The sequence below is a fragment of the Sphingomonas sp. 1F27F7B genome, assembly GCF_005503355.1.
Classification (GTDB): domain Bacteria; phylum Pseudomonadota; class Alphaproteobacteria; order Sphingomonadales; family Sphingomonadaceae; genus Sphingomonas.
Genome location: NZ_SCMK01000018.1, coordinates 38,875 through 64,348 on the forward strand (window position 1 = coordinate 38,875; position 25,474 = coordinate 64,348).

Annotated in this window: 23 protein-coding genes; 7 read left to right on the plus strand and 16 right to left on the minus strand. The window is 67.7% G+C overall.

What is annotated here, in order from left to right; genetic code table 11:
- Positions 1–44: 44 nt before the first annotated feature.
- The gene (locus FFS08_RS16280) at positions 45–1,622 is read left to right on the plus strand and encodes an MFS transporter (protein ID WP_137864190.1); all 1,578 of its coding nucleotides are present in this window, start codon (positions 45–47) and stop codon (positions 1,620–1,622) included.
- Positions 1,623–1,685: 63 nt separating this feature from the next.
- A complete protein-coding gene (locus FFS08_RS16285; protein ID WP_137864191.1) occupies positions 1,686–2,702 on the plus strand; it encodes an alanine racemase in 1,017 nt (338 codons plus the stop codon).
- A gap of 53 nt (positions 2,703–2,755) precedes the next feature.
- On the opposite strand, the gene FFS08_RS16290 is transcribed toward FFS08_RS16285, so the two are convergent.
- The 3 genes from FFS08_RS16290 to FFS08_RS16300 form a co-directional block, all read right to left on the minus strand.
- Entirely contained in the window at positions 2,756–5,980 is a 3,225-nt protein-coding gene (locus tag FFS08_RS16290) for a TonB-dependent receptor domain-containing protein (protein ID WP_171012654.1), read from the minus strand.
- A 264-nt stretch (positions 5,981–6,244) separates the two neighbouring features.
- On the minus strand, positions 6,245–7,426 hold the full coding sequence (locus FFS08_RS16295; RefSeq protein WP_137864193.1) for an acetyl-CoA C-acetyltransferase: 1,182 nt from the start codon (positions 7,424–7,426) through the stop codon (positions 6,245–6,247).
- A gap of 38 nt (positions 7,427–7,464) precedes the next feature.
- Complete coding sequence (locus FFS08_RS16300; RefSeq protein WP_249341234.1) at positions 7,465–8,460, minus strand: polyhydroxyalkanoate synthase family protein; 996 nt, start codon at positions 8,458–8,460, stop codon at positions 7,465–7,467.
- 88 nt (positions 8,461–8,548) lie between these two features.
- Between FFS08_RS16300 and phaR the strand changes: the two genes are divergently transcribed.
- The gene (phaR, locus tag FFS08_RS16305) at positions 8,549–9,118 is read left to right on the plus strand and encodes a polyhydroxyalkanoate synthesis repressor PhaR (protein WP_137864195.1); all 570 of its coding nucleotides are present in this window, start codon (positions 8,549–8,551) and stop codon (positions 9,116–9,118) included.
- Between the two features lie 37 nt (positions 9,119–9,155).
- Here the strand turns inward: phaR and FFS08_RS16310 are convergent, their stop codons facing one another.
- Together FFS08_RS16310 and FFS08_RS16315 are read right to left on the minus strand one after the other, a co-directional pair.
- Positions 9,156–10,211: a methyl-accepting chemotaxis protein gene (locus FFS08_RS16310; RefSeq protein ID WP_137864196.1), complete on the minus strand. Its 1,056-nt coding sequence runs from the start codon at positions 10,209–10,211 to the stop codon at positions 9,156–9,158.
- 49 nt (positions 10,212–10,260) lie between these two features.
- Positions 10,261–11,082, minus strand: a complete 822-nt coding sequence (locus FFS08_RS16315; protein ID WP_171012655.1) for a class I SAM-dependent methyltransferase — start codon at positions 11,080–11,082, stop codon at positions 10,261–10,263.
- A 51-nt stretch (positions 11,083–11,133) separates the two neighbouring features.
- Here FFS08_RS16315 and FFS08_RS16320 point away from each other — a divergent pair, with 51 nt between their 5' ends.
- Entirely contained in the window at positions 11,134–11,322 is a 189-nt protein-coding gene (locus FFS08_RS16320) for a hypothetical protein (protein ID WP_137864198.1), read from the plus strand.
- An 11-nt stretch (positions 11,323–11,333) separates the two neighbouring features.
- Here the strand turns inward: FFS08_RS16320 and FFS08_RS16325 are convergent, their stop codons facing one another.
- The 5 genes from FFS08_RS16325 to FFS08_RS16345 form a co-directional block, all read right to left on the minus strand.
- Positions 11,334–12,227: a retropepsin-like aspartic protease gene (locus tag FFS08_RS16325; RefSeq protein WP_137864199.1), complete on the minus strand. Its 894-nt coding sequence runs from the start codon at positions 12,225–12,227 to the stop codon at positions 11,334–11,336.
- Between the two features lie 105 nt (positions 12,228–12,332).
- Positions 12,333–13,487 (minus strand): aspartyl protease family protein, encoded by a 1,155-nt coding sequence (locus tag FFS08_RS16330; RefSeq protein WP_137864200.1) that lies wholly within the window; start codon positions 13,485–13,487, stop codon positions 12,333–12,335.
- Between the two features lie 26 nt (positions 13,488–13,513).
- A complete protein-coding gene (locus FFS08_RS16335) occupies positions 13,514–15,076 on the minus strand; it encodes a TadA family conjugal transfer-associated ATPase (RefSeq protein ID WP_137864201.1) in 1,563 nt (520 codons plus the stop codon).
- 56 nt (positions 15,077–15,132) lie between these two features.
- Positions 15,133–16,611, minus strand: coding sequence for a hypothetical protein (locus tag FFS08_RS16340; protein ID WP_137864202.1), 1,479 nt, complete (start codon positions 16,609–16,611; stop codon positions 15,133–15,135).
- A gap of 69 nt (positions 16,612–16,680) precedes the next feature.
- Positions 16,681–17,388: an AraC family transcriptional regulator gene (locus tag FFS08_RS16345; RefSeq protein WP_137864203.1), complete on the minus strand. Its 708-nt coding sequence runs from the start codon at positions 17,386–17,388 to the stop codon at positions 16,681–16,683.
- 83 nt (positions 17,389–17,471) lie between these two features.
- On the opposite strand from FFS08_RS16345, the gene FFS08_RS16350 reads away from it, so the two are divergent.
- Positions 17,472–17,900, plus strand: coding sequence for a DUF6265 family protein (locus FFS08_RS16350; protein ID WP_137864204.1), 429 nt, complete (start codon positions 17,472–17,474; stop codon positions 17,898–17,900).
- Between the two features lie 123 nt (positions 17,901–18,023).
- On the opposite strand, the gene FFS08_RS16355 is transcribed toward FFS08_RS16350, so the two are convergent.
- The 6 genes from FFS08_RS16355 to FFS08_RS16380 all read right to left on the minus strand — a co-directional run bounded on the left by FFS08_RS16355 (position 18,024) and on the right by FFS08_RS16380 (position 23,556).
- Positions 18,024–18,278, minus strand: coding sequence for an ATP synthase F1 subunit epsilon (locus FFS08_RS16355; RefSeq protein ID WP_137864205.1), 255 nt, complete (start codon positions 18,276–18,278; stop codon positions 18,024–18,026).
- A gap of 122 nt (positions 18,279–18,400) precedes the next feature.
- Positions 18,401–19,927 carry a F0F1 ATP synthase subunit beta gene (gene atpD / locus FFS08_RS16360; protein ID WP_249341231.1) on the minus strand — a complete coding sequence of 509 codons (1,527 nt, stop codon included), beginning with the start codon at positions 19,925–19,927 and terminating at the stop codon, positions 18,401–18,403.
- 24 nt (positions 19,928–19,951) lie between these two features.
- Positions 19,952–20,833 (minus strand): F0F1 ATP synthase subunit gamma, encoded by an 882-nt coding sequence (locus FFS08_RS16365; RefSeq protein ID WP_137864206.1) that lies wholly within the window; start codon positions 20,831–20,833, stop codon positions 19,952–19,954.
- Positions 20,834–21,451, minus strand: coding sequence for a LysE family translocator (locus FFS08_RS16370; RefSeq protein ID WP_249341232.1), 618 nt, complete (start codon positions 21,449–21,451; stop codon positions 20,834–20,836). It abuts the gene before it with no gap.
- A gap of 10 nt (positions 21,452–21,461) precedes the next feature.
- Positions 21,462–22,991: a F0F1 ATP synthase subunit alpha gene (atpA, locus tag FFS08_RS16375; protein ID WP_137864207.1), complete on the minus strand. Its 1,530-nt coding sequence runs from the start codon at positions 22,989–22,991 to the stop codon at positions 21,462–21,464.
- A 10-nt stretch (positions 22,992–23,001) separates the two neighbouring features.
- Positions 23,002–23,556, minus strand: a complete 555-nt coding sequence (locus tag FFS08_RS16380) for a F0F1 ATP synthase subunit delta (protein ID WP_137864208.1) — start codon at positions 23,554–23,556, stop codon at positions 23,002–23,004.
- 271 nt (positions 23,557–23,827) lie between these two features.
- Here FFS08_RS16380 and FFS08_RS16385 point away from each other — a divergent pair, with 271 nt between their 5' ends.
- Positions 23,828–24,742, plus strand: coding sequence for a tetratricopeptide repeat protein (locus FFS08_RS16385; RefSeq protein WP_137864209.1), 915 nt, complete (start codon positions 23,828–23,830; stop codon positions 24,740–24,742).
- A 69-nt stretch (positions 24,743–24,811) separates the two neighbouring features.
- On the plus strand, positions 24,812–25,471 hold the full coding sequence (locus FFS08_RS16390) for a hypothetical protein (RefSeq protein WP_137864210.1): 660 nt from the start codon (positions 24,812–24,814) through the stop codon (positions 25,469–25,471).
- Positions 25,472–25,474: the final 3 nt, after the last annotated feature.

The following is a 25,474-nucleotide window of genomic DNA, read 5'->3' on the forward strand; positions in this document are numbered from 1 at the left end:
CCCCCAGCCGCTAAGCTCGCGCGAAAATCACGGGAGGGGACCCAATGGCGGAGCCGACGGGCAAGGACATCCGGCTGGTGATCGGCGCATCGTCGCTGGGCACCATCTTCGAATGGTATGACTTCTTCATCTGGGGCACGCTGACCGCCACCGGCATCCTGCAGCACACATTCTTCCCCGCCGGCAACGACGTGCTGGCGAGCCTGCTCGCCTGGGCGGCGTTCGCGGTCGGCTTCGGCTTCCGGCCGCTGGGGGCGGTGCTGTTCGGCTATCTGGGCGACAGGATGGGGCGGAAATACACCTTCCTCGTCACGATCACCGTGATGGGGCTGGCCACCGCCGGCATCGGCCTGGTGCCGAGCTATGCCGCGATCGGCATCGCTGCGCCGCTGCTGATCCTGCTGATGCGCGTGGCGCAGGGGCTGGCGCTGGGCGGCGAATATGGCGGGGCGGCGATCTATGTCGCCGAACATTCGCCGGGCGGGCGCGCCGGCTTCCACACCAGCTTCATCCAGGCGAGCGTGGTCGGCGGCTTCATCCTGAGCCTGGCGGTGGTGCTCGCGTTCAAGGCGCCGATGCCGGCCGCGACCTGGGAGGCCTGGGGCTGGCGCCTGCCGTTCCTCTTCTCGATCCTGCTGCTCGCCGTGTCGCTGTGGATGCGCCTGAAGCTTTCCGAGAGCCCGGTGTTCCAGGCGATCAAGGATGCCGGCGAGACGGCCAGCAATCCGTTCGTCGAGAGCTTCACCTATCCGGGCAACTTGCCCCGGCTCTTCGTCGCGCTGTTCGGCATCGCGGCGGGGCTGACGGTGATCTGGTACACCTCGATGTTCTCGGTGCTCTCGTTCCTCACCGGGCCGATGCGGATGGACCCGACCACCGCGCAGCTGATCTGCGGCGGATCGGCGCTGGCGGGATGCGGCTTCTTCATCCTGTTCGGCCATCTCTCCGATCGGATCGGGCGCAAGAAGCCGATCGTGATCGGCTATGCGCTGACGCTGGTGCTGCTGTTCCCGCTGTTCTGGGCGATCGGCGGGGCGGCCAATCCGGAACTGGCGGAGGCGGCGAAGCGCACGCCGGTGGTCGTGCGGGGGCCCGACTGTGCCTATGATCCCTTCGCGGCCAAGCAGGTGGACGCCTGTGGCCGGATCCTCGACCAGCTCTCCAAGAAGGGCATCGCCTACAAGACCGACAAGGCCGAGGCGGTGGTGGTGACGATCGGCGGGGTACCGGTGGCGGATGCCACCCCCGCCGGGCTCGACGCCGCACTCGCCGCGGCCGGCTACAAGCTCGAGCGCATCATGCCCTCGGCGGGCAACATCGCCGTGATCGTGCTGGCGATATTGGGGCTGATGGCGCTGGCCGGCGCCACCTATGGCCCGGTCGCGGCGCTGCTCAGCGAGATGTTCCCGAGCCGGATCCGCTATTCCTCGATGTCGATCCCCTATCATCTGGGCACCGGCTATTTCGGCGGCTTCCTGCCCTTCATCAGCCAGTATATCGTCGCGCGCACGGGCGATCCCTATGCGGGATTGTGGTATACCATTGCCGTGGTGGCGATGGCACTGGTGGTGACGGCGCTGGGGCTCCAGGAGACGGCCGCGCCGCGGCACGGGAGGCACTGAAGGCATACCCGTCCCTCGCAACAGCCATTGCGGGGACCGGGCGGTCCTCCTAACCGCTGGGGAATGACTGCTCCCCTGCGCTTGCGGCTCGATGGCGCCGCGCTCGTCTCGAACTGGCGGCACCTGGCGAAGCTCAGCGGCATGGCCGCTTGCGGCGCGGCGATCAAGGCGAACGGCTATGGGCTCGGCGCGCCGGAAGTGGCGCGCCGGCTGGCCGAGGCGGGGTGCCGCGATTTCTTCGTCGCGACCTGGGCCGAAGCGGCGGCGCTGGCCGAGCTCGGCGTTACGGTCTCCGTGCTGCACGGCGTGCGCTCGGAAGATCCGCTCGACGCCCCCCATGTCCGGCCGGTGCTGAGCACGGCGGAGCAGGTGATGCGCTGGAAGCCGACCGGGCGGCCTTGCGACGTGATGGTCGATACCGGGATGAACCGGCTCGGCGTCTCGGCTGGCGAGATCGGCGCGGGGCTGCTCGACGGGCTGGCGATCGAGACGCTGATGAGCCATCTCGTCTCGGCCGACGAGGACGTGCCGCTCAACACCCGGCAGCTCGCCGCCTTCGGTGCGCTCGCGGGCGGGACGCCGGCGAAGCGCATGAGCCTCGCCAATTCCGCCGGCATCGCGCTTGGGGCCGATTATGCCTTCGATCTCACTCGGCCGGGCATCGCGCTCTATGGCGGCCGGCAGCGGCCCGGGCATGACGCGATCCGCCAGGTCGCGACGCCGGAGGCGCAGATCCTCCAGCGCCGCCGGGTCGGCGCCGGCGAGAGCGTGGGCTATAATGCGACCTGGATCGCGCTGGCCGATACCGAAGTGGCGATCCTGAACCTCGGCTATGCCGATGGCTATCTGCGCTGCTTCTCCGGCAAGGGCCTGGCCATGGCCGCGGGTGTCGTGCTGCCGCTGATCGGCCGCGTCTCGATGGACCTGACCGCGATCGACGTGACGGCGCTCCCCGGGCTCCGCGAAGGCGATTGGGTGACGATGTCCTATGGCTTGCCGGAGACCGCGGCGCTGAGCGGCCTCTCGCAATATGAACTGCTGACCGGGCTGGGTCCGCGCTACGACCGGATCTGGGGATAAGAAAAGGGCCGCCCCGTTAGGGGCGGCCCTTCCAGTTCATTCAGGCTGAAGGATCAGAAGCGAATCTGGGCGCCCGCATAGAAGAAGCGGCCCATGTTCGGGTAGATCGCGTCACTGCCTGTGCCGGTCGCATCATATGGCGGCAGCTGGTTGGTGAGATTGTCCACACCGAGGTACAGACGATAGTCCTTGTTCACGTTCACGCCGAGCCGGATGTTCTGGTAGACAATCGGATTGTAGAAGACGAACGGACGGGCATCCGGATTGAGTGCCGACCGGCCCTGCGACGGGAAGAAGGTCTCATAGCTCAGGCCCGAGACGATCTGCTTGCCGACATAACGTGCATTGTAGTTCACGTCGAAGCTGCCGAGCTTGATGTTCGCCGTGAACTGGCCCTGCCACTTCGGATCGCCCAGCGTGCTGTCGATACGGTCGTAGCGGTTCGGCTCCGTGATGTAGCTGTAGGACAGACGGTCCATCACATAGCTGACGATCGCGCGCAGGTTGATCGCGAAATCGTCATTGAACTTGTGGTCATAGGCCACGTCGATGTCGATGCCGCGAGTTGCCAGCTTGGCGAAATTGTACGGCTGGTTGATGAAGCCGCTGCCGTTGCCGGCCGTGGAGAAGTTGAACGTCGTCGTCTGGATCTGGCGGTTGCTCTGGCCGTTGAAGGTCAGGTTCTCTACCGCGTTGCTGCTGGAACGACGGAAGACCGCCGCGCAGAAGATGTTGTTGATGCCCGAGGGATCGTCATAGCAGCGATTGATGATCGCCTGGCCCGTCAGGCCCGAAATGACGTTCTTCACGCGCACATTGTAATAGTCGACCGAGATGCTGAAGCCCGGAGCGAAGCTGGGCGTGTACACGGAGCCGAGCGTGAAGCTGTAGCCGCTCTCCGGCACCAGGTTCGGATTGCCCGAGTTGATGCCGGCGACGCCAGCCGTCGGCTGGTTGGTCCACGGCGTCGTCACCGTCACATTGTCGTTGTTGACGTAGGTGATGGTGGTCGGAATGCCGGCCGCGGCGCAGTTCTTCACGCGGTTCGGGTTGGCATTGATGTTGTTGCTCGAGTTGGTGCCGCCCGGCTGGTCGCACGGATCGGTCAGGCCGTTCTGGAACGTCTGCGCCGCCGTGGCGTAGAGGTTGCTCAGGTTCGGCGCGCGGACGGACTTCGAGAACGTGCCGCGGAAGCGCAGGTCGCGGATCGGTGCCCAGATCGCGCCGGCGTTCCAAGCCCAGACCGAGCCGGTCGTGCCGCCATAGTCGGAGACGCGCGCGGCACCTTCGAAGGTCAGCTCGTGGATGAGCGGCAGCTTGGCCAGCAGCGGAATGCGCAACTCGCCATAAGCTTCCTTCACCTTGACCGCCGGCGGATCGAAGGTCGCCGCCGGATTGAGGAAGGTCTGGCCCGAAGCCGTGACCGCATCCTGGCCCGAGAAGGCGTCCTCACGGCGATATTCGCCGCCGATCGCGAAGCCGACCGGACCACCCGGCAGGCTGAACAGGCCGCTCGAATCGCCCGACAGGAAGGCGGTGAAATCGAGCTGCTCGGCCCACTGGTTGCGGGTCGAGGTGTGCAGGATGTAGTTCAGCGCCCGCTGATCGTAGCGGTTCTCGCCGAACAGGTTGATCGGATAGCAGGCCGCGTCGTCATTGGTCGTGATGGCATCGGCGTTGACCGAGCAGACGACCTTCTGGCCGGCATCGTTGAGCACGAAGTTCGAACCCGCATAGCCGGTCGGTGCGAGCACCGCATTGGCCGCGCGGTTGAACTGGGCGACCAGCACGTTGCCACCGGTGCGATAGAAGTTCTCGGTGCGGCCATAATTGGCTGCGATCTCGTAGCGCAGGTTGGCCGTGCTGCTGAGGTCGCCGCCGACGCCGATCACGCCGCGATAGGTCTTGCGGTTGTGGAACTCGGCGCGGGTGCCGAGGTCGTTGTTGAAGCGGTTGAGCGTGAAGCTGGTCGCGCCCGGATTCAGGATGGTGGTCAGCGTGTCGCGTGCCTGGGTGGTCAGGAACGGATTGTTGATGCTGAACGTGCCGGACAGCGCGCCGCCGGTGAAGCTCGGCTGCACCGACTGCTGGTGCACCTTCACCTGCGCATAGGTGAGCTCCGCGAACGGCCGGAACGCGCTCGAGAAATCGCCGTTGATCAGCAGGTTGCCGACGATGCGGTCCTGGCTCGGCATGAGCATCGCGCCTTCGACGCCGGACGCGGTCTTGCCGAACAGCACACCGCCGCCGATGATGCGGTTGTCGACCATGCCCGTGGTGGCCGGCGAATCCTTGATCAGCGTGCCATTGGGCTCGAACAGATAATAATATTGCAGCGGGCTGCCGGTCGGGTTGTTCTGGCCGGTGCAGACTGCGGCGCGCTGCGCGGCGTTGGCAGTCGTGGCCACCGTCGGGCAGGCGGTCACGACGGTGCCGCCGATCGAGCGGTTGCCGAACACGATGCCGCGCGGGACGAAGGCAGTGTTGGGGATGCCGTCGAAGTTGCGGTTCGGCGCGGTGGTGATCTGCGAGGTGATGAAGCCCGGCACGCCGCCATAGGCGCCCAGATATTCGCGATCGGCGTAGTAGATCTCGTTCGCGTGCGTGTACTCGGCCGACGCGGTGATGTTCAGGCGGCCGTCCATCAGGTTCTTGCCGGCGAGCGCGCTGACCAGATAGGTGCCGCGGTCGCCATAGGTGCTGATGCCGCTCTGCGCGCGGAGGCGGACGCCGTCATAGTCGCGGCGCAGGATGAAGTTGGCGACGCCGGCGATGGCGTCCGAGCCATAGATGGCCGACTGGCCGCCCGTCACCGTCTCGACGCGATCGACGAGGTCGTACGGGATCGTGCTGACGTCGGGGGTGTAGCTGCCCGGCACTGCCGAAACGACGCGGCGGCCGTTGATCAGGGTCAACGTGCGCGAGGTGCCGAGGCCGCGAAGGTCGAGCAGGCTGAGGCCGGCAGTGCCGATCGAGCCGGTCGAGTTCGCCTGGCTGAAGGTCGAGCGGAACTGCGGCAGCTGGTTCAGGGCGTCGCCGAGCGAAACGTCGCCGCGGGTGCCCAGCAGCTGGGTCGCGGTGATCGTCTGCACCGGAACGGCGGCGTCGATCGTATTGCGGATGCGAATGCGCGAACCCGTGACGATGATTTCCTCGTCCTGCGGCTTCTGGGTTTCGTTCGCCGCCGGCACCTGTTGCGAATCCTGCGCAAACGCCGCCGGTGCTGACAATAGCGACCCGGCGAGCGCCGTCGCGCTCAGCAAGTGAGATATTTTCATTGGTTCTTTTGCCCCTCGAGCGGAATGCCCGAAGGGGAGAGTGAGCAGGACGTGTTTCAGCGCCGCAAGGGACGGACACATTGCGCTGCGCAATTATGTCAGAGGTGTTGCAAAAAAGATACGATCGCGTGCGTTAAATTTCACGGCTGTGATAGTTCATGCAATATTCAGAATGTGACTTAGCGCTTCAATACGCTAAGTCACATCTGCACCGGAAACACTTTGTAACGGAATAGAGTCGCTTGAGAAGCTTTCGGAAGCCGTTCAGCGCTCGATGCACATGGCGATTCCCATGCCGCCGCCGATGCAGAGCGTCGCCAGGCCCTTCTTCGCGTCGCGCTTCGCCATCTCGTAGATGAGGGTGGTGAGCACGCGGGCGCCCGAAGCGCCGATGGGATGGCCGATCGCGATCGCGCCGCCATTGACGTTGACCTTGCCCGCATCCCAGCCGAGCTCCTTGCCGACCGACAGTGCCTGGGCGGCAAAGGCTTCGTTTGCTTCGATCAGGTCGAGATCGGCAATCGTCCAGCCGGCCTTTTCGAGCGCCTTGCGCGATGCCGGGACCGGGCCGATGCCCATGATTGACGGATCGACGCCGGCCGTGGCCCAGCTGCGGATCGTGGCGAGGATCGGCGCGCCGCGCTTCTCGGCTTCGGCGCGCGACATCACCACGAGCGCGGCGGCGCCGTCGTTCAGGCCCGATGCGTTGGCGGCGGTGACGGTGCCGTCCTTCTTGAAGGCCGGGCGCAGGCCCGCGACGCTCTCCACCGTGGCGCCGGCGCGGATATATTCGTCGTCGGCGACGATCGTGTCGCCCTTGCGGCCCTTGATCGTGACCGGGGCGATCTCGTCCTTGAAGCGGCCCTCGGCGCGCGCCTTCTCCGCCTTGTTCTGCGACGCGACGGCGAACTCGTCCTGCTCGGCGCGGGTAACCTGATACTGTTCCGCGAGATTCTCTGCGGTGATGCCCATGTGATAGCCGTTGAACACATCGGTCAGGCCGTCCTTGATCATCGTGTCGATCAGCGCGACATCGCCCATCTTGGCGCCGGCGCGCAGCGCCTGGGCGTGATTGGCGAGCGACATGCTCTCCTGGCCGCCGGCGACGACGATGGTCGAATCGCCGGTCTGGATCGCCTGGGCCGCGAGGGCCACGGCGCGCAGGCCCGAGCCGCAGACCTGCTGGACGCTCCACGCGGGCACTTCCTTGGGCACGCCCGCCGCCATCGAGGCCTGGCGGGCGGGGTTCTGGCCCTGCGCCGCGGTGAGCACCTGGCCGAGGATGACTTCGCTGACTTCCTCGCCCTTCACGCCGGCCTGCTCCAGCGCCGCCTCGATCGCGACGCGGCCCAGCTCGTGCGCGGGGGTGCTGCCAAAGGCGCCGAGGAAGCTGCCCACGGGGGTGCGCTTGGCGGCGGTGATGACGACGTCGGTCGGGTTGGCCATGGGAAACGACTCCTGCGGATGGTCTTATGTGTCGCGGGCTATCTAGTGTGCACTGCGGCAAGAAGCCAGTCGCGCAACGGCTCCCACACCATCGCGCGCGCGCGGCCGCCGACGATCATCCCGACATGGCCGAGGGCGAGGCTCCGGCGCTCGGCCAGGCCGGCTGCGGTGGCGGCGGGTACGATGCGGTCGGTGATCGAAAGCAGCTCGAGCGCGGGACAGGCCAGGCGCGAGGGGAGGATGCGGGTGCCGTTCACCCACCAACGGCCGGCGCCCGGCCGGTCGGCGCGGAAGAAGCGCTCGAACATCTCCGCGCCGGCGGCATAAGTGAGCGGTGCGCCGGCGTTGGCCCAGTCCTCGAGCGCGACGAAGGCGCTGGCCTGGTCGCTGCCGGGCTGCAACCGGGCGAAGCGCTCGAACTTGGCGATCGTGCGCGCCGGATCGAGCTGCCAGAAGCCGGCCTGCAGTACCTCCATCGGCACCAGCCCGAGCTGGGCGCAGGACGGCTGCGCGGCTTCCCATTGCGCTGCAATGGCTGCGCGCGCGGGATCGCCATAGCGCCGGAAGCGCCACGGGGCGGCGATGGTGAGGAGCCCGCGCACCGGCCGCAGCATCGCCGCCGCCGTCGCCAGCGTGCCGCCCAGGCAATAGCCGGCGAGCAGCGGCGGCTCGCCCAGCGCGTCGAGCAGGGGGAGCAGCAGCCCGGCGACGTGATGGTCGATGCCCTGGCCGCGATCCTCCGGCGCGGGTGCGCCCCAATCGACGAGCAGCGGCCGAAGCCCTTGGGCCGCCAGCCATTCGAGCAGCGAATTGCCCGGCGCCAGATCGAGGATGAAGGGCGGGTTGATCAGCGACGGCACGAAGACGACGGGCGGGCCGTTGCCGCCATAGTCGCGCAGCGCGGCGCGCCCGGCGGTGGCGATCGCGGGCCGGGGCGCCCGCTCCGGGGGGCGTTCCGCGTCCTGATAGGCCTTCAATCCGGCGAGCGCGGCGGCGCGGCGCTCCGGCGATGCTGCGGTCTCGCTGCGCAACAGCGAAAGGAACAGCGGCAGCGGACGCGGTCCGTGTTGCGCCGCAGAATGAAACGATGATAGATATGTTTCACTCACCTGGGGGCCTTAGATGAAGAAGAGCGCTGCTGGCACCGGTCCGGTCATCATCAAGAAGTACGCGAACCGGCGACTCTACAACACCGAAACCTCGTCCTACATCACGCTGGACCATCTGGCGGCGATGACGCGCGAGGGGCGCGACTTCAAGGTGGTCGATGCCAAGACCGAGGAGGACATCACCCATAATGTCCTCACCCAGATCATCATGGAAGAGGAGCAGCGCGGCCAGACCATGCTGCCGGTGAACTTCCTGCGCCAGCTGATCGCGCTCTATGGCGATTCGATGCAGGCGATGGTGCCGGGCTATCTGGAAGCGTCGATGGAGAGCTTCCGCCGCAACCAGCAGCAGTTCAAGTCGGCGGTCGAAGGCGCCTTCGCCAACTCGCCCTTCGCCGAGATGGCCAAGCGCAACATGGAAATTTTTGAAGCGGCGACTCAGGCGTTCAAGCCCGGGGCGAATCCGGGCGCGCCGGCGGCGCCCGCTGCGCCGGCGCCCGCGGCGAGTGGCGAAGACGATGTCGCGGCGCTCAAGGCCGAGCTCGCCCGGCTCCAGGACAAAATCGAAAAGCTGGCCAAATAGCGTCTCCCCCTTCCTCCCAGGGAGGGGAGGAAGATAGTCACCCCCGCGCGCGCAGTCCGCCCAGCGCCGCGCGGATTTCCTCCAGCGTCGGCATCTTCTGTTCGATCACGCAGCGCAGGCCCAGCCCGCCGAATCCGTGATAATCCGTGGCGCTGGCGAAGGCGATCGTGTTGTCGCCGCGCACTTCGGCGCCGCGCACCGCATTGGGCGGCAGCGCGACATGCTCGCCGTGCCGCTTGCCCGCGGAGGTGGCGACGATGCGATCCTGTTCGTCGACGATCGAGATGCTGGTCCGGCCCCAGTCGCGCTCGCCGAACAGCGATCGGTCGGAGATGATCGCGGGGATGTGCCCTTCCCAGTCGAACTCGAGATAAAAGGCGCCGAGCGGCCGCCCGTCGCGGCCCCGCGGGCGCACGCCGGTGACGAAGATGAGCACCGCGCGATGATCCGAATAGGGGTTTAGCCACACTTCGTCGGTGAACCATTCGTCGCGCCGGTGGCTGCGGATCGCGTTCAGATATTGTGGCGCGCTCGACAGGTCGACACTGCGCACCCGCGCATGCGGGTCGGACGAAGCGATCACCTTGCCCGCGTCATTGGCGAGGAAGGCGTTGAGGTAATAGGGCGATATCTCGGTGAGCAGCGCCAGCCGGGCATCCGCCGCGGCGATCGTCTCCGGGTTCGGATCCTCGAGCGCGGCGATCACTTCGGCATCGCATGCCATCACGCGCAGATCGATGCTGCGGCCATAGAGATGGCGGGAGACGTTCTGGATCAGCGCCTGGGCGAGCTCGACGAGGCGGGTGCCCTCGATCTCGCTCACCATCTCGTCGGCGATGCCCGCGCCCATGGCCAGGCGCTCGCGCACTTCGGAGCGGAATTCGATCGAGGCGCCGCGCGCCTGCTGCGCCAGCGCCTTCACTTCCTGCGCCACCACCGAGAAGCCGCGCCCGGCCTCGCCCGAGCGGGCGGCTTCGATCGCGGCGTTCAGCGCGAGCAGATTGGTACGCGCGGCGATTTCCTCGCTGGTCGCGGCATAGCTGTCTACTTCCTCGCGGAGGACCGACAGAAGGGTTCGAATTCGGCGTGGCACATGTCAGTCATAAGACGCGACGGTTAATGCCCCGTTTAGCACGAAAAGCTCAGGGCTTCCTGAACTTTAGCGTCATCCGGTCGCTCTCGCCGATCGCGGCATACTTCGCCCGGTCGACATCCTTCAGCCGATAGGTGGGCGGCAAGGTCCACACGCCGTCGGGCCAATCGGCGGTGTCGCGCGGATTGGCATTGATCTCGGAAGCGGCGACGAAGACGAAGCCGGCCTGCTCGGCCAGACGGCGGACGGTCGAGACCTTGAGATAGCCGCTGGTCCTTTCGCGCTCGGCACTCGCCGCCTCGGGCAGGCGATGGTCTTCGATGCCGAGCGTGCCGCCTTTCTTGAGCATCGCGAACATCTGCCTGAACGCCTCGGGCGCATAGTCGGTGTTGCCGCGCTTATAGCCCATTCGCCAGTTATGGACGTTGCGGAAGGTGAGGACGATATCGGCGGTGCCGTCGGGCACCCTGGGCTGGCCGGCCTCGGCGGGAAAGGCGACGAGCTTGGCATGGCCGTAGAGCGCCGGGTCTTTGGTCTTCAGTGCCTCTACCGCCTTGCCGCTGCCGGGGAAATCGGGGCCGACCGCGGCATAGTAACTGCCCTTGGCGCGGGTGAGCGGGGCGAGGATCTCGGTGTACCAGCCGCCGCCGGGCCAGATCTCGACCACGGTGTTGCCAGGCTTCACGCCGAAGAAGTTGAGCGTGTCGACCGGATGGCGATACGGATCGCGCGCGACATTGGCGGCCGTGCGGCTGGGCGAGGCGACTGCTTCGGCGATGGCCGAGCGCTGCGTGCGTGGTGCTCCGGTGGCGACGCTGGCCACGGCGACGGCAGTGGTGAGCACCGCGAGAATGGTCAGGGTCTGGCGCACGCGAATTCCCTCCCTAGATGACGTCCGCGCATGTGGGGGTTCTTCGGTTCGATGCAACAACAATTTTGGCTCGGCGCGGCGGGTGCGGCAGCGATTGCGGTGGTCAGCGCCCTGGGCGAGCATCGCCGGCGGCGGCGCACCCGGATCGACGATGTCGGCTATGTGCCCTGGCAGTTCCTCCAGGTGATGGCGATGCTGGGCGCGGTGATCCTGGCCAGCGTGGCGCTCAACCTGCGCTGAGCCGCGCTGCCCTAGCGCGCGCCGGCCGAGCAAAGCGCGACGCTCGAGGAGCGCTGATCGACGAGCAGGGCGAAATGCTGCAGGGCATGGGCGCCCACCAGAAGCTCGGGATATTTGTCCGAAACCCGCACCGTCATGTCGGAGAGAGTCGCGGATCCGATCCGGAACGGGCCGTGTAGCGCGGCGCTGCCGGTCTTCACGGCCGTGTTGCTCAGCTTTCCGTCGCCCGCCGCTACGACCGTGCCGCCGCCGACTCGATCGAAGAGCGCCTTGGGCAGGACGAAGCTGACATTGGCGCCGGTATCGAGATTGCCTTCGGTCGAAGTCGCGCCGATCGTCACGGGCACTCGGAAGGCGCGTTCATATCCGAGCACACCCGGCGCGCCGCGCGTCAGGCCCGGGCCCCGGGTAAAGGTGAGCCTTCGCTGCGGATAGTCGATCACCAGCAGCCCGTCGGCGAAGAAGGCACGCCCCAGGATGCCGGCGAACGCTGCCTCGGGCGCCATCCTGCTGCTATAGTCGCGCGTCATGACTTCGATGTCGTGGCGGACCAGCCCGCCAAGCTCGACCGATGCCAGGCGGACGGTATCGACTCGCGCGGAGGCAACGGCATCCGAGGTCTCGGCGGCTCCGGTGACCGGCAGCTTCAGCTTTGCGACCAGGCTGGCATCGGCGCGGCCCATGCCGCTCGCGCCCGTATCGACCGCGAAGGTGTAGGGCCCGTTGCCATTGACGCGCGCATCGACATAGATGCGCCCGTCGACGACGCGGAAGGGCACGCTCAGCAGAGCATCGGCACGCGCCTTCTCCACCAGCGCGCAAACCGGCGGCTGGCCGGGGCCGGCAAGGGCCGCGCTCGATCCGATCCCCGCCGCGGCGATCGAAGCGGCAAGGTTTCGCGCCATTATCCAGCCCATGATTGCTCAGCCCCGCCAGTCAAGTGTGTTGCCGATATAATGCACTATATCGGTGACGGGTCAACGGCCTTGGGGTGGCCGGCCCTGTGTGCCCTAGTAGAATTTGCGCAATGTCAGCCGGCGCGCGCTGCCGTCGCACAGCGTGAGCGCCACGGTGCGGCCGGGCGTGCCTGCACTCCATTCGATCGGGCGCCCGGCGACGGGTTCGCCATCGGCGGCGCAGATCGTCTCGCCCTCGCGCCAGCCCGTCTCGGCGGCGGGCGAGCCCCGCATCACATGGAGCACGCGCAGATGCGTGCCCTCGGCCCCGAGCAGCAGCCCGCTGGTCGAGCGGAGCACCGGCGCGGCGGCCATGGCGCCGGGCTGCAGCACCATCCGCCCGGCCCGCGGATCGAGCAGCACGCGGTAGCGCAGCAGCAGCCCGGTGCCGATCCGCCCGGCCGCCCCCGCCGCGGCGGAATAGCCGCCGTCCCCTTCGATGCGCAGTTCGGTCTCCGGCAAGGCGGCGCCGCCGAGCGTGAAGCCGTTCAGCACGGCGACTTCGCTGACCAGCGGGCCGCCGATTCCCCAGCCGAGCGTGGTGGAGATGGTAGCGCCGCGATAGCCGGCGCCGGTCCAGGCGGCGCGGCTCAGCGTCACCGAAGCGCCGTCGCCGGTATCGACGATCATCGGGCGCAGGCGCGCGCCGGCCAGGCGGATCTCGGTGACCGGCACGCCGGTATCGCGCTGGAGCGCGAGCGGCGCTGTGGTGCCGGCGAAGGGCAGGCGGCCGGTCGGCAGGATGCGGAAGCGGCGCACCGCATAGTCGATGTCGAGCGCGCAGCAGCTCAGCACGTCGCTGCCGATCAGCAGGTCTGCGCCGAACCGGTCCTGGCCGGGCGCGTCGGGGATGGCGATGCGCCCGCCGCGCCGCGTGAGCCCGCCGATCACCAGCGTGCCGCCCGGCGCCCAGGCGACCTCGACGCCGCCGCCGATCGCGAGCGCGGGCTGGCGGCGCCCGGCGGCGAGCCGCGCCCGCGCGGCGAAGTCCTGGGTCGCGAGCGTGTTGGTGAGTCCGGTGTCGAGCACGGCGCGGACGGGGCGGCCGTTCAGCACCGCCTCGAAGCGGATCTGGTTCGAGGGCGTCAGGTCGAACGCGATCCAGCGGGCCTCGCTGTCGGAAGCGAGCGTGATGCCGTCCCTGGCTTCCTCGCCCGCCGGAACGGGAGGAGCGGCGGCAAGCGCGAGGGGCAGGAGAAGCGAAAGCACCGGCACAGCCTTAGCCGGTCAGGCGATCAGAGGCACGCCTCGAGCAGCGCCTGGTCGAAGCCATATTGCTTGGCCTTGTCGAGCGTATAGGGGCGCAGGCCCATCGAGCGATATTCGCCGATGATCTTGCCGTCGGCGCTCTCGTCCAGATACTCGAACTTGAACAGTTCCTGGGTGACGATCACCGGGCCTTCCATGCCGATCACTTCGGTGACGTTGGTGACGCGGCGTGAACCGTCGCGCAGGCGCTTCACCTGGATGATCAGGTCGACCGAATCGGCGATCTGGCGCGAGATCGCTTCCTTCGGCACCTTGATGTCCGACATCATCACCATGTTCTCCATGCGGGCGAGCGCCTCGCGCGGGGAGTTGGAGTGGAGCGTGCACATCGAGCCGTCATGGCCGGTGTTCATGGCCGAGAGCATGTCGAAACATTCGGCGCCGCGAATTTCGCCCAGGATGATCCGGTCCGGCCGCATGCGCAGTGCGTTCTTGACGAGGTCGCGGATGGTGATCTCGCCCTGGCCCTCCAGGTTGGGCGGGCGCGTTTCGAGCGGCAGCCAGTGCGGCTGCTGCAGCCGGAGTTCGGCCGCGTCCTCGATCGTCAGCACGCGCTCGCCCGGGTCGATCATCTTCGACAGGGCGTTGAGCATCGTCGTCTTGCCCGAGCCGGTACCGCCCGAGATGACGATGTTGAAGCGGCTGGCACCGGCGATCTTCAGCATCGTCGCCATCTTCTGCGACATCGATCCGCCCTGGGCCATCATGTCGAGCGTGATCGGCTTGGCCGAGAATTTACGGATCGAGATGGCAGTGCCGCGCAGGCTCAGCGGCGGCACGATCACGTTGACGCGGCTGCCGTCCTTGAGGCGGGCGTCGGCGAGCGGGGTGGTCTGGTCGACGCGGCGGCCGACCGAGTTGCAGATGCGCTGCGCGATCTGGAACAGGTGCTCCTCGTCGCGGAACTGGATGTTGGCGAGTTCGAGCTTGCCCTTGCGCTCGACAAAGGTCTGCTCGGGGCCGTTGACCATGATGTCCGAGATGGCGGGATCCGCGAGCAGCTCCTCGAGCGGCCCCAGGCCGAGCAGCTCGTCAACGAGCACTTTCTCGAGCGCGAACTGCTCGCGTCGGTTGAGCGTCAGCTTCAGCTCGGCGAGCACTTCGCCGATGATCGGGCGGAATTCCTCGGCCAGCTCATCCTTGCTGAGCGTGGCGGCGGCTTCCGGATCGACGCGCTCGAGCAGGCGCGGAAGCACCTGTTCCTTGATGCGGTGGATCGAAGCCTCGAATCCCTCGACGCGCGAATTGCCCTGCTCGCCGGCGGCAGCCTGGCGCTCGGCGAGGCGCTGCAATGCGTCGGCGCTGGCGACGCTGGGGCCGTTCGGATCCCGTTGCTCGAACCCCTCGGGCGCGGCGCCCTGGCCGGGCAGCGGCACCGAGTTGATCGGCGGGAACTGCTCGCCGCCGAGCGGCGCGGGGTCCACCGGGCGCGGCAGCGGTCCGCCGCCCTGCATCGGGCGTGCGACACCGAACGCCGGACGGCCCGCCGGTCCACCACCCAATCCGCTGCGTCGTCCGAAAGCGCTCATCAGAATCCAATGTCCCCTCGAATGGCGAGCGTTAACCGCGAAGGCTTGAGATTTGCCTAATCCCCCGTCGCGGCGCGGGCGCAGCCGCTATGGACCGCCATCCGCTTCTCCCCCTCGTGATCATAGATCGTCATGCGCCGCACGGCTTCGCAGCGGCGGACATAGGCGGCGATCCGGGCGACGTTCGCCTCGTTCAGCGGGGCGGCCGGAAGCGGCTCCTGCACGACCACGGTTTCCGGCCGCGCGCGCAGCACCCGGCGAAGCTCGGCGACTTCGTCGATGCCGCTCGCCCGCGATTCCGCGCCTTCGTAGAAATGGGCGGGGAAGGCCAGGACGCTGGGCGGGGCGGCGCCGATCTCCGCATAGAGATAGCTCGGCATGCCGAAGACGAGCAGCCTGCGATGCGGCGTGACCCGGCGCACCTGCTCCACCAGTGCGGCGGCAGCGGGCCGGGCGTGGGCGCGGACCCGCAGGTCGAACATGTCCGACGTTGCGAGGGCGAGGATGACCAGGGCTGCGAAGCCGAGCGTGCCGATCCCCGGCCTGGCGAAGAATGGGGCGCTCAGCACCGCCAGCGGCGCCAGCAGGGGAAGGGCATAATGGAGATAGAGGCCGGGGAAGATCGCGACGGCGAGGATCGCGGCCGCCGCCCAGCAGGCGAGGAAGCCGAGCGGGGCGGATCGCTCGGCGCGGCCGCGCAGATAGCCCAGAAGCGCGAACAGGAGCGGCAGGCACAGCAGCCCGGCCAGCGCCAGCGCGCGCGTGATCCGGCCGGCGTCATAGGTGCGGGCGAAGTTCGACAGCACCAGCGCCTGCCACAGCTGCGGGAAATGCTCCATCCGCCAATAGACGAGACCGATCGCGACCATGGGCAGCGCGCCGAGCCCGGCCATCGCCGTGGCGCGGATCGCCAGGGCGGGCCAGCGCATGCCGCCGCGCGCCAGGATCGCGAGCGTCGCGACGCCGAAGAAAACGGCTTCGAACGCCGCCGATTGCTTGAAGCCGATGGCAAGCCCGGCGGCGAGCATGCCGAGCAGCACGCGGCGCGGCAGCAGTCCTTGTCGCAAGCGCTCGATACTGGAGGCTATCGACCAGGCGGCGGCGAGGATCAGCGGATTGTAGAACACTGCCGCTTCGCCGTTGCCGCCGCCGAAGCGAGTCAGCAGCGCGCAATAGGCGATGCCGGCCATCAGCGCGGCCGGAAGCGGCGCGATCAGTCGGGCGATGCGCGCCGTGCCATAGGCGCCGAGCGCGGCGAACGCCGTGGCGACCAGTTGATAGGCCAGCGTCGAAGCATGGACGCGGGCGATCGCGGCATAGGTGAGGTAGAGGAGCGGCGGCTTGCGATCCCAGATGTCGGCATAGAGAATGTCGCCCGCGAGCAGCCGGCGCCCGACCAGCGCGAAATACTGGTCGTCCACGGCATAGTTCCACTCGCCATAGGCCGGCCAGCGCGCCGCCAGCGCGACGAGCAGGAACAAGGCGAACTGGACGGAACGCGAGCGCTCGAGGCCCTGCCAGCTCGCCTTTGCCATGGTTTCCGATCCCCCGTTCGCCGGACGGACAAATAGGCGCACAGGGTTAAGGCCGGGTAGCTTCCGCGCCTAGAGAAAGGGGCCCCGCGCCCGGATGCGGGCGCCGCTGGGCGGCATGCCGGCAAGGGCGCGGAAGTCGCGGGCCATGTGCGCCTGGTCGGCATAGCCGCGGGCAGCGGCGGTATCGGCGAGGCTGTCGTCGCGCCGCTGGATGTCCTGCAGCGCCTCGCGGAAGCGCAGCAGGCGCAGATAGGTGCGCGGTGCGAACCCCAGCTCGCGAGCGAAGATGCGTTGCAGCCGGCGATGCGGCAGGCCGGCGCGCGCGGAGATCGCTGCGACGCTGTCCGCCGCGAGGATCGCCCGGGCCAGCGGCGGCGGCGCGATGCCCGCCAGCGCACGGGCGAGGTTGGCGACCGGATCGCCCTCCAGCAGCGCGGCGATCGGCGAATCCGGGGCGACCGCGATCCAGTCGTCGGCGAAGCGCGGGCAGGGGGCGCCGCCCAGGGCATGCCAGGCCCAGGGCCAGAGCTTGATCGCCGTGAAGCGCGCATCGCCGCTGAAGCCGAACCGGATCGGGCGTTCCGACAGGCCGGTGGCGAAATATTCCGGCTGGTCGCGCCGCCATTCGGAGCGGCCGGCATGGCGGCGGATCAGCTCGATGCAGCCATCGGGCGTCGCTTCGTGCTCCACCCATTCCGGCCGGCTGGCGGCGAGCGTCCACACCGCGGCGACAAGCCCGTCGAGCGCGGGCGGCAGGGGCAGCTCGGCATAGTCCATGGCATCAGCCTCGCATGTCGCGTTGGTTCAAGCCAGAGAGAGCGGCGGGGCGTATCGCGGCGAGGGAACAGGGAGGATCAAGGATGATCGCGAACATCATTTTGCTCGCCGGGCTGGGACTGTCGCCCGAGCCGCTGGACTGGCTGGTCGGCAAATGGTGCACCGAGCCGGTGAACGGCCGGACGGTCTGCGAGACCTGGCAGCGGATGGGATCGGACCAGGTGATGCGCGGCGAGACCGTCACGACCTCGGCGAAGGGCGAGCGGCGCGAGCCGATGCGGATCACCCGCGGGGCGGACAAGCTCGTCTTCCACGCCGAGCCGCCGGGCCAGGCGCCCACCGACTTCACCGCGGACGGCGCGACACCGGGGAATGTCGAGTTCGTCAACGCGGCGCACGATTATCCGCAGCGCATCCGCTATTGGCGCGAGGGCGAACTGCTGATGGCGGAGATTTCGCTGGCCGATGGCAGCAAGCCGATGCGCTGGGCCTATCGGCGGACGGGGAACTGATCCCGTCCTGTGAAGGCCGGGATCCCGGGCCGCGAAAGCGGGACGAGAGCTTCCCGGAAGGATCCCGGCCTTCGCCGGGATGACGGAGCCGAACGGCGGGATCCGCCTTCGGCTCCCTTATTCTCAGCCCGCCTTTTCGGCGAGGACTGTCAGGCCCTTCTCGTTCACTTCGGCGAAGCCGCCTTCGATGCGGATCGTCTCCGGCGTGGTGGCGCCGGCCCGGTAGATCTCAAGATTGCCGTCGCGGATGGTCGACATCAGCGGGGCATGGCCTTCGAGCACGCCGAAATCGCCCTCGGTGCCGGGGACGACGACCATGTGCACTTCCTCCGAGCGGAGGAGCTTTTCGGGAGTCACGAGTTCGAAGTGGAGGCTCATTTTCTTACCTTACTCCCTCTCTCCGCTTGCGGGGAGAGGGCGGGGGAGAGGGGAGAGTGGAGCCCGGCTTCAGGCCCCTCTCCCCGGCCCTCTCCCCGCGAGCGAGGAGAGGGAGGAGTGGTTTACGCCTCTTCGGCCAGCTTCTTGCCCTTGGCGATGGCGTCGTCGATGCCGCCGACCATGTAGAAGGCCGCTTCCGGCAGATGGTCATACTCGCCGTTCACCACCGCCTTGAACGACTTGATGGTGTCCTCGATCTGCACGAACGCACCGGGAATGCCGGTGAACACTTCGGCGACGTGGAAGGGCTGCGAGAGGAAGCGCTGGATCTTGCGGGCGCGCGAGACGGTCAGCTTGTCCTCTTCCGAGAGCTCGTCCATGCCCAGGATGGCGATGATGTCCTGCAGCGACTTGTACTTCTGCAGGATCGACTGGACTGCGCGGGCCGTCTCGTAATGCTCCTGGCCGACGACGCGCGGCTCGAGCACGCGGCTGGTCGAGTCCAGCGGATCCACCGCCGGATAGATGCCGAGCTCCGAGATCGCGCGGTTGAGCACGGTCGTCGCGTCCAAGTGGGCGAACGAAGTTGCCGGGGCCGGATCGGTAAGGTCGTCCGCGGGAACGTACACGGCCTGCACCGAAGTGATCGAGCCCTTGTTGGTCGAGGTGATGCGCTCCTGCAGCGCGCCCATGTCGGTCGACAGGGTCGGCTGATAGCCCACGGCCGAGGGAATGCGGCCGAGCAGCGCCGACACTTCGGCGCCCGCCTGGGTGAAGCGGAAGATGTTGTCGACGAAGAACAGCACGTCCTGGCCTTCGACGTCGCGGAAATATTCGGCGATCGTCAGGCCCGACAGCGCGACGCGGGCACGGGCGCCCGGCGGTTCGTTCATCTGGCCATAGACCAGGGCAACCTTCGAACCTTCCGAGATCGCGTTGCCGTCGGCGTCCTTGGCGATGACGCCTGCGTCGAGGAACTCGTGATAGAGGTCGTTGCCCTCACGGGTACGCTCGCCGACGCCGGCGAACACCGAGGTGCCGCCATGGCCCTTGGCGATGTTGTTGATCAGCTCCTGGATGAGCACGGTCTTGCCCACGCCGGCGCCGCCGAACAGGCCGATCTTGCCGCCCTTGGCGTAAGGGGCGAGCAGGTCGATGACCTTGATGCCGGTGACGAGGATCGCGCTCTCGGTCGACTGGTCGACGAAGAGCGGAGCCTCGGCGTGGATCGGCGCGCGCAGGTCGGTGCCGACCGGGCCGCGCTCGTCGATCGGCTCGCCGACGACGTTGAGGATGCGGCCGAGCGTGGCCGGGCCGACCGGGACCTTGATCTGGCTGCCGGTGTCGGTGACGACCTGGCCGCGGGTCAGGCCCTCGGTCGAGTCCATCGCGATCGTGCGGACGGTGTTCTCGCCCAGATGCTGCGCGACCTCGAGGACGAGCTTGTTGCCGTTATTGTCGGTCTCGAGCGCCGAAAGGATCGCCGGCAGCGGTCCTTCGAAGGCGACGTCGACGACGGCGCCGATCACCTGGCTGATGCGGCCGCCATTGTTGGTCGTGGTCGGCAGAGTGCCGGCGGCATCCGCCTTCGGCTTGGCCGCGCGCGGCTTGCGGGCGGGCTTCTCTGCGATCGGAGCTTCGGTTGCCATTGCTGTTTCCTCGTTCGAACGGTCTTAGAGCGCTTCGGCGCCCGAAATGATTTCCACCAGCTCGGTGGTGATCGCGGCCTGACGCTGACGATTGTACAGCGTGTTGAGCCGCTTGATGAGGTCGCCCGCGTTGCGCGTGGCATTGTCCATCGCGGTCATCTTGCTGCCCTGCTCCGACGCCGCATTCTCGCGCATCGCGCGGTAGAGCTGGATGGCGACGTTGCGCGGCAGCAGGTCCGCCAGGATCGATTCCTCGTCGGGCTCATAGGTCACCGCGGCACCGCTGCCCGGCGCCTCGGCGGCCGCCGCGGGCACGGCGACCGGAATGATCTGCTGCGCGGTCGGCTCCTGGGCGAGGACCGACTTGAAGGTCGAGTAGAAGAGCGTCGCCACGTCGAACTCGCCCGCCTCGAAGCGCGCGATCAGGTCGTCGGCATAGCCGCGGGCATCGGCGAAGCCCAGCTTGCCCAGGTCGCCCGGCTCGATCGAGTGGACGATGTTCTTGGGGAACTGGCGGTTGAGCACGGCGCGGCCCTTGCGGCCGATCGTGTAGATCTTCACCGTCTTGCCCTGCGCGAGCAGCTCCTGCGCATGGCGGCGGGCCAGGCGGGCGATGTTGGTGTTGAACGCGCCGGCCAGGCCCTTGTCGCTGGTGGCGACGACGAGCAGGTGGACCTGGTCCTTGCCGGTGCCGGCGAGCAGCTTGGGCGAGCTCTCGCTCACGCTCACCTTGCCGGCCAGGCTGGCGACGACGCTTTCGAGGCGCTGGGCATAGGGGCGCCCGGCCTCGGCCGCTTCCTGCGCGCGGCGCAGCTTGGCGGCGGCGACCATCTTCATCGCCTTGGTGATCTTCTGCGTCGACTTCACCGAGCCGATGCGGATCTTGAGGGCCTTCAAACTTGCCATTTACGAATTCCGAGCAAGGGCCAGACGGCCCGCGAGACCAACGAATGCCACGCCGAGAACCCCCTCGATCCAGCGCATCGCGCTGCTCTGCTTGGCGGCGCGGCCCGCACGGGCGGCGACGAAGACGATACCGGTGAGCCAGAAGCCGCCGAGCACATAGGGCACCGCGATCAGCAGTGCGCCCTTGAGCGGGGCATCGGGGCCGGTGCCGACGAACTGCGGCAGGATGGCGAGGAAGAACAGCGCGACCTTGGGATTGAGCGCCGTGGTGAGCAGCCCCTGCCAGAAGGGCTTGCCCAGCGCCGGGGCGTCGGCCGTGGCCGGCGCCGGCTTCACCGCGCCGCGGATCAGCTTGAAGCCGAGCCAGGCGAGGTAGATCGCGCCGGCGGTCTTCACCACCGCGAACAGCGCCGGGAAGACGGTGAGCACGGCGAGGAAGCCGAAGCCGCACAGTGCCATGTACCACAGCCCGCCGAGTACCACGCCGGAGACCGCCGCCAGGCCGGCCCGCACGCCTCCCCGCGCCGCGTGACCCGCGACGAGCATGGTGTCCGGCCCCGGCGTCAGCACGAGGCCGACGCTGAGCAGCGTCCATGCGAGGAGGGAATGGTCGGCCACTGGCTGGCGATCAGGCGAAGGTCTTGGCGAACGCCTCGAGGGCGGCCTTGAGCTTCGCCTTGGCGCCGTCCGACAGGTCCTTCGACTCGCGGATGTCCTTCAGCACATCGGCATGGTTCGCGCGCAGGTCGGCGAGCATCGCCGCTTCGTAGCGCACCACGTCCTGTACCGCCACGGCGTCCAGGAAGCCCTGGGTGCCGGCGAAGATCGACGCGGTCTGCTCCTCGAACGGCAGCGGCGAGAATTGCGGCTGCTTGAGCAGCTCGGTCAGGCGCGCGCCGCGGTTGAGCAGCTTCTGGGTCGAGGCGTCGAGGTCCGAGCCGAACTGGGCGAACGCCGCCATCTCGCGATACTGGGCGAGGTCGAGCTTGATCGAGCCCGACACCTTCTTCATCGCCTTGGTCTGGGCCGAGGAGCCGACGCGCGACACCGAGAGGCCGACGTTGATCGCCGGGCGGATGCCGGCGTTGAACAGGTCGGTCTCGAGGAAGATCTGGCCGTCGGTGATCGAGATCACGTTGGTCGGGATATAGGCCGACACGTCGCCCGCCTGGGTTTCGATGATCGGCAGCGCGGTGAGCGAGCCGTTGCCATTGGCGTCGTTGAGCTTGGCGGCGCGCTCGAGCAGGCGGCTGTGCAGGTAGAAGACGTCGCCCGGATAGGCTTCGCGGCCCGGCGGACGGCGCAGCAGCAGCGACATCTGGCGATAGGCGACCGCCTGCTTCGACAGATCGTCATAGACGATCAGCGCGTGCATGCCGTTGTCGCGGAAATACTCGCCCATCGCGCAGCCGGTATAGGGCGCGAGGAACTGCAGCGGCGCGGGATCCGACGCGGTGGCGGCGACGACGATGGAATATTCCATCGCGCCATTCTCCTCGAGCGTGCGCACCAGCTGGGCGACCGTCGAGCGCTTCTGGCCGACGGCGACATAGACGCAGTAGAGCTTCTTGCTCTCGTCGTTGCCGGCGTTGACCGTCTTCTGGTTGATGAAGGTGTCGATCGCGACGGCCGACTTGCCGGTCTGGCGGTCGCCGATGATCAGCTCGCGCTGGCCGCGGCCGACGGGGACGAGCGCGTCGATCGCCTTGAGGCCGGTCTGCACCGGCTCGTGGACCGACTTGCGCGGGATGATGCCCGGCGCCTTCACTTCGACGCGGCTGCGCTTCTCGGCGACGATCGGGCCCTTGCCGTCGATCGGGTTGCCGAGGCCGTCCACGACGCGGCCGAGCAGGCCCTTGCCGACGGGCACGTCCACGATGGTGCCGGTGCGCTTGACGGTGTCGCCCTCGCGGATCTCGGCGTCGGAGCCGAAGATCACGACGCCGACATTGTCGGCCTCGAGGTTGAGCGCCATGCCCTGCACGCCGTTCGCGAACTCGACCATCTCGCCCGCCTGGACGTTGTCGAGCCCGTGGATGCGCGCGATGCCGTCACCGACGCTGAGCACCTGGCCGGTCTCGGAAACCTGGGCCTCGGAGCCGAAATTGGCGATCTGGTCCTTGATGACCTTCGAGATTTCTGCGGCGCGGATATCCATGTCTTAGCCTTCAGCCTTTCATCGCGTGCGCGAGGGAATTGAGTCGGGTCTTGATCGAGCTGTCGATCATCTGGCTGCCGATCTTCACGACCAGCCCGCCAAGGAGCGAGGGATCGACCGAAAGGTCGACGGCCACTTCCCGGCCGATACGGGTGCGCAGCTGCTGCTTGAGCGCGTCGACCTGATCGGCGGAAAGCGGATGGGCGGAGGTGACTTCGGCCGTGGTCTCGCCGCGATGGGCGGCGGCCAGCTGGCGGAAGGCGCGGATCACCGCGGACAGCTGGTTCAGCCGGCGGTTCTGCGCGAGCACGCCCAGGAAGCTGGTGGTGGTGGCGTCGAGCTTCAGGCTCTTGGCGACGGCGGCGACGGCCTTGGCGGCGTCGGCACGCGAAACCAGCGGGCTGGCGGTCAGCGCCTTGAAGTCGGCCGATTCGGTCAGCGCCTGGGCGACGGTGCCGAGGCTGGCCTCGACCTGGGCCAGGGCCTTCGAATCACGCGCGAGCTCGAACAGGGCGGTAGCGTAGCGTCCGCTTAGGCTTGCCTGGATACCGGCGGAATTCTCCACGCGATCGGGTTCCTCTCGGAGGTTCGGGTTTCAGCCCCATATGAATTGGGGGCCGATTTCCGGCTCCATCAAAGTATTACTCTGACGGCTGCCCCATACGGCCCCCTATGGGTCGCGGCGCGGTTAGCATCGGTGTCACGGGGATGCAACCCGACTCCGAGTCGCTCTCCATCGAAGACTCGGGAAACCGAGCCCCGACACGGCCATGTACCGAATCATTTCATGTGGTAAACGACGCCCGCGACATCCTTTGGGGGGAAGGACAGGGGAAATGAACAAGCGGATTCTTGTCGGCGCCGCCGCCGCCATGCTGGTCGCGGGCATCGCGCGCGCCGAGGTTCTGGAGATTACCGGCGAGTTTGCCGCGCCCAACCGCGAGGCGAGCCTGTTGCGCTCGATCTCGGTCGACCGGATCGAGGGGCAGGACGGCCAGGCGCTGGCGCGCGCGATCGAGCAGGGCCTTGCCGGCACGCATTTCGCGCTGATGGGCGGCCATGCCGGCCGGGGCAATGCCGAGGGCTCGCTCGCCGGCGGCGTGACGACGGGCGTCGACGAATCCAATTTCAAGCGGCTCGAGAGGCGCTGCGTCGAGAAGGACAGCGCCGACCAGAAGAAATGCATCCGGCACGCCGAGGTGGAAGTCCGCTGCCGGCGCCGGGTCGTCAGCGTGAAGGCCGATCTGCGCCTGGTGCGCAACCGCGACGGCCGGATCGTCTATTCGACCACCAAGCCGTTCATCAACGAGTTCAGCTCGTGCGAGGGCGACAACACCCGCCCGGCGCCGGTGGAAGAAGTCATCGCCGATGCGGTGCGCGGTCTCGGCAATTCGGTGCGCGGCGACATCGCGCCAACTCTCTCGACCTATCGCATCCGCGTGCGCGAAAGCGACAAGGGGATGGGCAAGGACCAGGCGCAGCGCTTCAAGGATCTGGTGAAGCTGACCAAGCGCGATGCGCGCGGGGCCTGTGCCGGCTGGTCGGCGCTTGCGGGGGAAGTGCCGGACAATCCCTCGATCACCTTCAATCTGGGCCTCTGCGCCGAGCAGGCGGGCAATTACGAGAAGGCGCTCGAACTCTACCATGCCGCGTCGCGGGTGGGGGCGTATGAAGGCAAGGAAGGCGCCGACCGCGCGATCCGGCTGATCGCCGGCCGCGAGGACGCACAGGTGCGGGCACGGTGGCGCTGAGCCTCGCTTGCCGGCGGGGCCGGCAGGTCTATTGAGATCGCTTGGCCCGGTGCTGGCGAGAGGGGGAATATGATCCGGATATTGTCGGGCATGCTGGCGATCGCATCGGCGATGCCGGCGCTTGCGCAGGACGCGCGCACCGCGCGTTTCCAGGTGACCGGCGTCGAAATCTCGCTGCCGATCCCCAAGGGCTATTGCCTGCCGCAGGGAAAGGGCGTCACGGTGTCGCAGCTTGTCGCTGCGACCGACGACGCCAATGTCACCAATCTGACCTTGCATCAGTGCGGCGACGAGACGCGCTTCATGGACTATTATATTCTGAAGACGAGCAAGATACTGTTGGCGCTCGCCGTCTCGCGTGAGGATTTGATTGCGCAAGTGGTCGAGGCGCTGGACGAGCCAGCGGTGAAGGAATCAATAGATCCGGCCAAGGTGAATCCCGAGGTCGAGCGCAGTTTTGCAACCGTGGTCGGCGAGAAGCCGACCGTGAACGGCGGCATCCGCTGGCTCGGTCATGATGAGGTCTGCGTTTATCTGGCCGGCGTCATGACCTTCAAGACGTCGGCCAGCGACAGCGCACACGCCGTCAGTGGCTGCCTGACCGCCGTGGGTGGCCGTGCGGTGAACGTCTATCGCTACAGCGACGGTGCCGACCCCGCCAACGCGACCCGGTATCTGCCGGATGTCAAGGCGATGGCGTTGTCGATGCAAGGCGCGCCCGCCCATTGATCG

Excerpts from the sequence above, each read along its gene's own strand:
- FFS08_RS16280 (WP_137864190.1), top strand. The coding sequence starts at position 45 with ATGGCGGAGCCGACGGGCAAGGACATCCGGCTGGTGATCGGCGCATCG.
- FFS08_RS16285 (WP_137864191.1), top strand. The coding sequence starts at position 1,686 with ATGACTGCTCCCCTGCGCTTGCGGCTCGATGGCGCCGCGCTCGTCTCG.
- FFS08_RS16290 (WP_171012654.1), bottom strand. The coding sequence starts at position 5,980 with ATGAAAATATCTCACTTGCTGAGCGCGACGGCGCTCGCCGGGTCGCTA.
- FFS08_RS16295 (WP_137864193.1), bottom strand. The coding sequence starts at position 7,426 with ATGGCCAACCCGACCGACGTCGTCATCACCGCCGCCAAGCGCACCCCC.
- phaR (WP_137864195.1), top strand. The coding sequence starts at position 8,549 with ATGAAGAAGAGCGCTGCTGGCACCGGTCCGGTCATCATCAAGAAGTAC.
- FFS08_RS16320 (WP_137864198.1), top strand. The coding sequence starts at position 11,134 with ATGCAACAACAATTTTGGCTCGGCGCGGCGGGTGCGGCAGCGATTGCG.
- FFS08_RS16325 (WP_137864199.1), bottom strand. The coding sequence starts at position 12,227 with ATGGCGCGAAACCTTGCCGCTTCGATCGCCGCGGCGGGGATCGGATCG.
- FFS08_RS16335 (WP_137864201.1), bottom strand. The coding sequence starts at position 15,076 with ATGAGCGCTTTCGGACGACGCAGCGGATTGGGTGGTGGACCGGCGGGC.
- FFS08_RS16340 (WP_137864202.1), bottom strand. The coding sequence starts at position 16,611 with ATGGCAAAGGCGAGCTGGCAGGGCCTCGAGCGCTCGCGTTCCGTCCAG.
- FFS08_RS16345 (WP_137864203.1), bottom strand. The coding sequence starts at position 17,388 with ATGGACTATGCCGAGCTGCCCCTGCCGCCCGCGCTCGACGGGCTTGTC.
- FFS08_RS16350 (WP_137864204.1), top strand. The coding sequence starts at position 17,472 with ATGATCGCGAACATCATTTTGCTCGCCGGGCTGGGACTGTCGCCCGAG.
- FFS08_RS16355 (WP_137864205.1), bottom strand. The coding sequence starts at position 18,278 with ATGAGCCTCCACTTCGAACTCGTGACTCCCGAAAAGCTCCTCCGCTCG.
- atpD (WP_249341231.1), bottom strand. The coding sequence starts at position 19,927 with ATGGCAACCGAAGCTCCGATCGCAGAGAAGCCCGCCCGCAAGCCGCGC.
- FFS08_RS16365 (WP_137864206.1), bottom strand. The coding sequence starts at position 20,833 with ATGGCAAGTTTGAAGGCCCTCAAGATCCGCATCGGCTCGGTGAAGTCG.
- atpA (WP_137864207.1), bottom strand. The coding sequence starts at position 22,991 with ATGGATATCCGCGCCGCAGAAATCTCGAAGGTCATCAAGGACCAGATC.
- FFS08_RS16385 (WP_137864209.1), top strand. The coding sequence starts at position 23,828 with ATGAACAAGCGGATTCTTGTCGGCGCCGCCGCCGCCATGCTGGTCGCG.
- FFS08_RS16390 (WP_137864210.1), top strand. The coding sequence starts at position 24,812 with ATGATCCGGATATTGTCGGGCATGCTGGCGATCGCATCGGCGATGCCG.